Below are 8,280 nucleotides of genomic sequence, written 5' to 3'. Positions count from 1 at the left end.
ACGGGGGCGGGCGCCGGCGCTCCGGCCGGGGCGCCGAAGGCGGGCGGCGGGGCGCTCTGCGCGGGCGGCGCGAAGGGGGGAGGCGCGAAGGCGGGCGGCGCACCACCGGCCTCCGGCTCCGGCGCGGCCGGTTCCTCCTCCGCGACCTCGCCGCCGAAGTTCTTCAGCAGCGCGTCGAGACCGCCGTCGAAGCCCTGGCCGACGGCGGCGAACCGCCATACGTCCTTGAGATAGAAGTCACCGAGCATCACGGCACGCTCGGTGGTGAACTCCGCGCCGGTGAAGGCGTATCGGACGACTTCCTCGCCACCGGCGACGATACGGATGTATCCGGGGCCGACCTGGGACATCTGCCCGGCGCCGTCAAGGGTGGCGGTGAACGAGAGCTTGTGGATATTCGCCGGAATACGGTCCAGGGTCACCCGGAACGACTCGGTGTCGCCGGCCTGCGCGCCCAGCAACTGAAGGGATTCCTCCGGGGACTTCGGCTGATTGAAGAAGATGAAGTAACGGTCGTCCGAAAGCTGCTCGTTGGCGTCGAGGCCGAAACAGCTGATGTCGAAGCTCAGCCCGGGGCCGGCGATCTGCACACCTACGTACAGATCCGTCCCCGCCGTGAGATCACTGATCTTGGCCTTGTGGCCGCGCTGGAATTCCCTGGCCATGCGTAACGACCGTCCCCCATCCGGATGGTGATTGCGTCGCGTCAGGCTAACGGCTGAGGGTGACAATCGGCCAAGTCGGTACAGAGTCGGTACAGGATCGCCGAAGGGGACGCGGGTCCCGGCGGCCGGCGGCCGTCATTCCCCGCGTGCGACAGGCAGATAGGGCAGCCGTTCGGCCGCGACCACGCCTTCGAGATAGCCGCGGGCCCGCTCGGTGCGGGGGTAGGCCTCCAGCAGACGCCAGAAACGCGGGCCGTGTCCCGGCACGAGCAGATGGGCCAGCTCGTGGACGAGCACGTAGTCGACGACGTACTCCGGCATGCCCTGCAACCGGTGCGACAACCGGATGCTGCCCTCGGCGGGGGTGCAGGAGCCCCAGCGGGTGTTCTGGTTGGTGACCCATCTGACCGAGGCGGGCCTGGCCCTGCCGCCGAAGTACTGGTCCGACAGCCGCTCGGCCCGCTCCGTCAGCTCGCTGTCGCCGAGGACGCGCTTGCTCTCCTGCGCGGCGAGCTTGTCGAGCATCACCGTCACCCAGCGCCGCTCCTCCGCCTCCGACATCCGGGCGGGGATGAGCACGATGGTCCGGTCGCCTTCCCGGTAGGCCGACACCGTTCTGCTGCGGCGGGTGCTCCTGCGGACCTCGACAGGGCTGGTCCCCGGGCCGCGGGGCGGGCGGCCCGGCGCGCGCCGCTCGTCACTTCCGGCGCTGTGCGATGGGGGCTCCCCCGCGAGGCGAGGGGAAGGATCGGCGGACACGCCACGACGTTACCCGCTGGGTGTGGAGGAAGTCCCGCCTCCGCGAGGGTTCTCACTTGATCCACTTCTTGAGCGGTGGAATTTGAACGACTAACGCCGCCCGCTGTGGATAACTTTCCGCGCCCTCGACCGGCGCCCCGCATTCTGAGAACACGAATCCGGGGGCCCGGGACATTTCGGAGTGATCAGAGAGCACGAGAGAAGAAGGAAGAACGGGGAGGCCGATATGCATCCGACGGTGAAGCCCGCGCTGCGTCGTGCGTGGCGGGAGCGGCAGACCGTGCAGTTCGGGATCACCCCCGCGCACGCGGTGCTGGTGGGTCCGGTCGACACGGCCACGGGCAGTTTTCTGGAGCTGCTGGACGGGACTCGCGGGCTGCCGCTGCTGCGGGAGGAGGCCCGCGCGATGGGGCTGCCTGACGGGCTGGCCGATTCACTGGTGACGCGACTGACCAGGGCGGGGCTGATCGACGATCAGGACGCGGGCGGCGGGGCGGCCGACGCGCTGCGGAAGCGGACAGCGGTGCTCGACCGGATGCGGGCCGATCTGGCGTCGCTCTCCGTCATCCATCCGGAGCCGGGGGCCGGGGCGCGACGGCTGGCGGCGCGTCGCACGATGCGGGTGCAGGTCCGGGGTGCCGGGCGGGTGGGGGCGGCCCTCGCGGCGGTGCTCTCGGCCTCCGGGGTCGGACGGGTCGATGTGCTGGACAGCGGATGCGCCCAGGTGTGGGATGTGTCACCCGGCGGGCTGCCCGCGCGGTCCGTGGGCGAGCGCCGGGACACGGCGGCCCGGCAGTTGGTACGGAAGTCGGCGCCGGGACGGGCGCCGCGTGCCGCGGAGTTGGCGGAGTCGGCCGGCGAGGGTGAGCCGGGTCTCTCGCTGGTGATCGTCGCTCCGCGGGACGGGCTCGCGGCCTACGCCCCCGATCCGGCGCCCGCCGAGCCCTGGATCTCCACCGGAACTCCCCATCTCTATACGGGGGTGATCGAGGCCACGGGGGTGGTCGGACCGCTGGTGCTGCCGGGCGGCACGGCCTGCGCGGGCTGTATCGCCGGGGAGCGCGCGGACCGCGATCCGGGGTGGCCGAGGATGCTGGCGCAGTGGCGCTCGGGGCGCGGCACCGACGCCGTGCCCCCTTGTGATCTGGGGCTGGCCACGGCGGTGGCGGGGCTGGCGGCGGCCCATGCCCTGTCGTTCCTGGACGGGGAACTGCCGGCCAGTACGGGTGCGCGGTGGGAGGCGTCACTGCCGCTGCTGGACTGGCGATCGGAGCGGATCGCGCCCCATCCGGAGTGCCCCTGCGGGGCGGCGGGCCAAAGAGAGGGGGAGCGCATGGCCGGGGCGGGGGCGTCGCACGACACAATGGCGGGGTAATCGCCGTACGCGGCATGGCTGTCTGGGATTAGGAGGGGCTCAATGTCTGATCTTCCCCGGAAGGCGGTCACCCGTACCGCGAAGCTGGCCACGCTGCCGCTGGGCTTCGCAGGCCGGGCCACCTGGGGGCTCGGCAAGCGGATCGGCGGGAAGTCCGCGGAGATCGTCGCGCGGGAGCTGCAACAGCGCACGGCCGACCAGCTCTTCAAGGTGCTCGGGGAGCTGAAGGGCGGGGCGATGAAGTTCGGGCAGGCTCTGTCGGTCTTCGAGTCCGCGCTGCCCGAGGAGATCGCGGGGCCTTACCGGGCGGCGCTCACCAAGCTCCAGGAAGCGGCGCCGCCGATGCCGACCCGTACGGTGCACGCGGTGCTGGCGGAGCGGCTGGGCGAGGAGTGGCGGGAGCTGTTCCTGGAGTTCGAGGACAAGCCGTCGGCCGCGGCCTCGATCGGCCAGGTGCACCGGGCGGTGTGGCACGACGGACGCGAGGTCGCGGTCAAGGTGCAGTATCCGGGGGCGGGTGACGCACTGCTGTCGGATTTGACCCAATTGAGCCGTTTCGCCAGGCTGCTGGGGCCGCTCGTCCCGGGGGTGGACATCAAGCCGTTGATCCATGAGCTGCGCGACCGGGTGTCCGAGGAGCTGGACTACGGCCTGGAGGCCGAGGCCCAGCGGGAGCACGCGGCGGAGTTCGCGGACGACCCGGATGTGGTGGTGCCCGATGTCGTGCACCAGGGCGATCAGGTGCTGGTCACGGAGTGGATCGACGGGACACCGCTGGCGGAGGTGATCTCCGACGGCACGCCCGAGGAGCGCGACCGGGCGGGCCAGTTGCTGGCGCGGTTCCTCTTCTCGGGCCCGGCGCGCACGGGTCTGCTGCACGCCGATCCGCATCCGGGAAACTTCCGGCTGCTGCCCGCGGCGGATGGTGACGAGGACGGCCCGAGCGGTGAACTGCGGCTCGGGGTGCTGGACTTCGGCACGGTGGACCGGCTGCCCGGTGGGCTGCCCGACACGATCGGTGAGGCGCTGAGGATGGCGCTGGAGGGCGACGCCCAGGCGGTGTACGGATTGCTGCGGGACGAGGGCTTCGTCAAGGAATCCATCGATCTCGACCCGGACGCGGTGCTTGAGTATCTGCTGCCGATCATCGAGCCCGCGGCGGTGGAGGAGTTCACCTTCACCCGTGGCTGGATGCGCGCCCAGGCGGCACGGATCGCCGACCCGCGCTCCCCCGCCCATCAGTTGGGCAAGCAGCTGAATCTGCCGCCGTCGTATCTGCTGATACACCGTGTGACGCTGAGCACCATCGGTGTGCTCTGTCAGCTGAGCGCGACGGTGCGGCTCCGGGAGGAGCTGGAGGCATGGCTGCCCGGGTTCCTGCCCGAGCCGGGCGAGGAGGAAGAGGTGCCCTCACCACCAGTCGGAGTCGAGCCTGCCCTCGATGGCTCTGATGTGGGCGCGTGAGCAGTCGCCGCAGTAGTACTGGCGGCTCCCGTGCTCGACCGAGCAGCTCCAGGTGACCGGCGGGCCCTCGTCCTTGGCACCGCACCGGGCGCACACCACGTGCTCGGGGCCCGGCGGTTCGGGGCGATCAGGCTGTTCCGGTGTGGGGGAATCGTCCCCGCGAGAACTGAGCACGGGGCGACGATAGCCCGGCCCGGCTCCCGGTGGGAGGGAAACGCACCGCGGGGGCCGGTCCGTCGGGACCGGCCCCCGCGCAGTGACGGCGCGACGTGCGCCGACCGGGGTGTTGCCTACTGCATGACGGCCATGGCGAGCGCGCGGCGGGCGCGCATCGATACGCGCTCGGCGCGGCGCTGCATCCGCCGAGCGGCGACCAGGCGCACGGCCCGGCGTTCCGCGTCGGCTTCCCGCATGCGCTCGTTCATATGCGCGCGTGCCAGGGCTTCTGGAATGAGTTGCATCTCGCGGGTCCTGTTCTGACGCGAGTCGTTCGCGCCCATGGTGGTGACGACTGGGGTGGCGGAGCCGGACGGCTCGCTCGGGGAAGAGGTCATCGGAGCCTGCTTCTGGGGATCGTGCGTGAGGGGGCGGTCGATGGTTCCGGAGACGTTCATGCCGTGACCGGGTTCTTGCGCGGACGGCCACGAGGCCGCTTGCGGGCAACCACGACGCCTTGGACGAAGAGCTCCCCACCCCAGACACCCCACGGCTCGCGCCGCTCCTTGGCGCCGGCGAGGCAGGCCTCGATCAGCGGGCAGGTGCGGCAGAGCGCCTTGGCGTACTCGACATCGGCCGGGGACTCGGCGAAGAAGACCTCCGGGTCGTAGGCACGGCAGGGAACGGGTACGCCGAGGTTCTCGATGGCGTCGTCGAGCGCGGTGAGCGCGGTCAGCGGGGTCAAGGTGGAGTCCTCCGTGGGGCCGGGCGGGGTGATCGTCTCGGAAGGCGGTACGGACGGGGCGTGCGCTTCGAGTTGCACGGGGTGTCGTTCCTCGTCTGGTCGGTCCGGCCTGTTGGCCGGGTGTCGGCTGGTACCGGGTGGTGCGTGTCCCGAGGCCCCTTCGCTCTGTCTCTCCCGTTCGGGACAAACAGAAGGGCCGCGGATCCCGGGTGGGGTTCCGCGGCCCTGAAGGCGCCGGCCTGATGGTGAATCAGGCTGGATCACTCCAGGGTTCGAGCCCACGGAAGGCCCACATCATGTGGTGCTGCGTCTGCTTCTTCGTTTCGGCACCGGTCGCCGCAAAGGCATAGGCCTTGGCCTCTGCCGCCGCTACTCCTGCTTCCAGTGCCTCGGTCGGTCGCTCATTGCGCTCCAGGACAACCCCGGCACGCTTCCGGACGGGAAGGGCCGAGATACCTGCGGGACGAACGGCGGAGGCGCCGGACAGACCACTGGCGATGAGTTCGGAACGGGAGAAGCCGAGCGGGCAAACGGAGACGACCGAGAGATCGGTCATTTTGGCGGTGCTGATGAAGCTGGCGTTGATGCTGATCACTGGAATCGCCTCCTCTCGGCGTCTCAAGGACCGGCCCGAAGGCCCGTCACACGTATGTGGACAAGTAGAGCACGGTAACAGGGCTTCGGAGAAGCCGTTGTTTCCGTGGTTAAGAACCTATGGGGATTCCTGGGGCGGGCGCAAACTATTTTCGGGTCGAGTTTGCCTCAGCTGTCCCGATCCGCTTCCGCACTCTCCTCACCTGCGCAGATGGCCAGCACATCGGCTCCGAACCGGTCCAGCTTGCGGCTGCCGACACCGGCGATCCCGGCCAGCTCGCCCGCGCTCGCGGGCACGGCCTCGGCGATCGCCATCAGTGTCTTGTCGGTGAACACACAATAGGCGGGCTGGCTCAGCCGCTGTGCCTGGCCGGCGCGCCAGTCGCGCAGGCGCTCGTAAAGCGCCTCGTCCATGTCAGAAGGACAGTCCTCGCAGCGCATCAGCTTCATCTCGCCCGCGTCCGTGAGCGTCTTGCCGCACACCCGGCACAGCACCGGGCCGCGCCGCTTGCGCCGGGCCGCGCCGGCGCGCTCCACGGCCCCGCCCCCGCCCGAACCGGCCCCCGCCCGCGCGCCCCGGGCATCCGAGGCCACGGAGCCCGGACGCAGCCCCTGGAGAAAACGGGTGGCCCGCCGGGAGGCCCGGCCGCCGGGAGAGCGGGAGAGCGCCCAGGAGAGGGAGAGATGCGAGCGCGCCCGCGTGACACCGACATAGAGAAGCCTGCGCTCCTCCTCGATCTGCTCGTCGGTCTTGGCGTAGGTGATCGGCATCATGCCCTCGGTGAGACCGACCAGGAACACCGCGTCCCACTCCAGTCCCTTCGCCGCGTGCAGCGAGGCGAGCGTGACACCCTGCACGGTCGGCGCGTGCTGCGCGGCCGCGCGCTCGTCCAGCTCGGCCACCAGATCGGCGAGCGTCGCCGACGGCTTGGCCCGCACGAAGTCCTCGGCGAGCCGGACGAGGGCGGCCAGCGACTCCCAGCGGTCACGGACCGCGCCGGAGCCCGCGGGAGGTTCGGTGGTCCAGCCCTTCGTGGAGAGCACCGCCCGCACCTGCGACGGCAGCTCGACCACATCGTCGAGCAGGGAGTCGTTGCCCCCGAAGCGGGCCGCGCCGCGCAGCGCCGCGCCCGCTTCCCGTACCTCCTGGCGTTCGAAGAACCGCTCGGCGCCACGCAGCTGGTAGGGCACGCCCGCGTCGGCGAGGGCCTGTTCATAGACCTCCGACTGGGCGTTGATCCGGTACAGCACCGCGATCTCGCCGGCCGGGACCCCAGCGGCGATCAGATCGCGGATGCGGCGGGCGGTGCCCTCGGCCTCGGCGGGCTCGTCCGCGTACTCCGTGCGGACCGGCTCGGGGCCCGGCTCGCGCTGCGAGATCAGTTCGAGACGGTGCTCGGCGGCCCGGCCGCGTGCCTGGTTGAGCAGGCCGTTGGCGAGATGCACCACCTGTGGGGTGGAGCGGTAGTCACGGACCAGCTTCACGACGGTGGCGCCCGGATGCCGGGTGCGGAAGTTCAGCAGATGGTCGGGGGTGGCGCCGGTGAAGGAGTAGATGGTCTGGCTGGCGTCACCGACCACACACAGGCTCTCCCGGTCCCCCAGCCACAGATCGAGCAGTCGCTGCTGGAGAGGGCTGACGTCCTGGTACTCGTCCACCACGAAGTGCTGGTACTGACGGCGGATCTGGTCGGCGATGTCATGGCGGTCCTGGAGGATGCCGACCGTGAGCAGCAGGACGTCCTCGAAGTCGATCACCGAGCGCTCACGCTTCAGCTGCTCGTACATCCCGTAGATCTGGCCGATCTCGGCCGCGTCGCGCGGGGCCTCGCGGGAGGACTTGGCCACGGCGGCCGGATAGTCGGCCGGCACGGTCTGGGTGACCTTCGCCCACTCGATCTCGCCGGTGACATCGCGCAGTTCATTGCGGTCGAGCCGGATCCGGCAGCGGGCCGCGGACTCGGCGACCAGCTGCACCTTGCGGTCCAGCAGCCGCGGCAGATCGCCGCCGACCGCCTTGGGCCAGAAGAACTGGAGCTGGCGCAGCGCCGCCGAGTGGAACGTACGCGCCTGCACCCCGCCCGCGCCGAGCTGGCGCAGCCGGCCCCGCATCTCGCCGGCGGCGCGGTTGGTGAAGGTGACGGCCAGCACGCTGGCGGGCTGGAGGATCCCCGCGCGCACGCCGTACGCGATCCGGTGCGTGATCGCGCGGGTCTTGCCCGTGCCCGCGCCGGCCAGCACACACACCGGACCGTGCAGGGCCGTCGCCACCTCGCGCTGCTCGGGGTCGAGGCCGTCGAGCACCGCGTCGGCGTCGCGCGGCGGGGTCACGATCTGGCCGCCGTCGGATTCCCGCGGGAACAGTGAGGAGTGCGTTGCTGCTGTCACCCCGCCATGCTGCCAGGTCTCCCGGGACTGGTGCGGCGGTTGTCCACAGGGGTGCACACCGGTCGTACCGATGTGTTCGTACGACCGGTCCTGTGGATCCTGTGGAGGGCCTTGCGACGCATGGGAGACCTATG

8 protein-coding genes are annotated in these 8,280 nt (G+C 70.8%); 2 read left to right on the top strand and 6 right to left on the bottom strand.

What is annotated here, in order from left to right:
- Together M1203_RS37165 and M1203_RS37160 are read right to left on the bottom strand one after the other, a co-directional pair.
- Positions 1 to 665 (bottom strand): TerD family protein (locus M1203_RS37165; RefSeq protein WP_249954283.1); only part of this gene is annotated, 665 nt, incomplete at its 3' end.
- Between the two features lie 135 nt (positions 666 to 800).
- A complete protein-coding gene (locus M1203_RS37160) occupies positions 801 to 1,424 on the bottom strand; it encodes a M48 family metallopeptidase (RefSeq protein WP_249954282.1) in 624 nt (207 codons plus the stop codon).
- Between the two features lie 226 nt (positions 1,425 to 1,650).
- Here M1203_RS37160 and M1203_RS37155 point away from each other — a divergent pair, with 226 nt between their 5' ends.
- Positions 1,651 to 2,799 carry a ThiF family adenylyltransferase gene (locus tag M1203_RS37155; protein ID WP_249954281.1) on the top strand — a complete coding sequence of 383 codons (1,149 nt, stop codon included), beginning with the start codon at positions 1,651 to 1,653 and terminating at the stop codon, positions 2,797 to 2,799.
- Positions 2,800 to 2,841: 42 nt separating this feature from the next.
- Positions 2,842 to 4,263, top strand: a complete 1,422-nt coding sequence (locus M1203_RS37150) for an AarF/ABC1/UbiB kinase family protein (RefSeq protein WP_249954280.1) — start codon at positions 2,842 to 2,844, stop codon at positions 4,261 to 4,263.
- A gap of 290 nt (positions 4,264 to 4,553) precedes the next feature.
- On the opposite strand, the gene M1203_RS37145 is transcribed toward M1203_RS37150, so the two are convergent.
- From M1203_RS37145 to M1203_RS37130, 4 genes are all read right to left on the bottom strand, one after another.
- Positions 4,554 to 4,877: a hypothetical protein gene (locus tag M1203_RS37145; RefSeq protein WP_249954279.1), complete on the bottom strand. Its 324-nt coding sequence runs from the start codon at positions 4,875 to 4,877 to the stop codon at positions 4,554 to 4,556.
- On the bottom strand, positions 4,874 to 5,242 hold the full coding sequence (locus tag M1203_RS37140) for a WhiB family transcriptional regulator (protein ID WP_249954278.1): 369 nt from the start codon (positions 5,240 to 5,242) through the stop codon (positions 4,874 to 4,876). Before M1203_RS37140 ends, M1203_RS37145 begins: the two co-directional genes overlap by 4 nt.
- A gap of 172 nt (positions 5,243 to 5,414) precedes the next feature.
- Positions 5,415 to 5,759 carry a hypothetical protein gene (locus tag M1203_RS37135; protein ID WP_249954277.1) on the bottom strand — a complete coding sequence of 115 codons (345 nt, stop codon included), beginning with the start codon at positions 5,757 to 5,759 and terminating at the stop codon, positions 5,415 to 5,417.
- Between the two features lie 167 nt (positions 5,760 to 5,926).
- Positions 5,927 to 8,146, bottom strand: a complete 2,220-nt coding sequence (locus M1203_RS37130) for an ATP-dependent DNA helicase UvrD2 (RefSeq protein ID WP_308404964.1) — start codon at positions 8,144 to 8,146, stop codon at positions 5,927 to 5,929.
- Positions 8,147 to 8,280: the final 134 nt, after the last annotated feature.

This window comes from Streptomyces sp. 35G-GA-8 (assembly GCF_023534745.1).
Lineage (GTDB): Bacteria > Actinomycetota > Actinomycetes > Streptomycetales > Streptomycetaceae > Streptomyces.
Note: the sequence above shows the minus strand (reverse complement) of the source record. Positions and strands in the feature narration are given on the sequence as shown.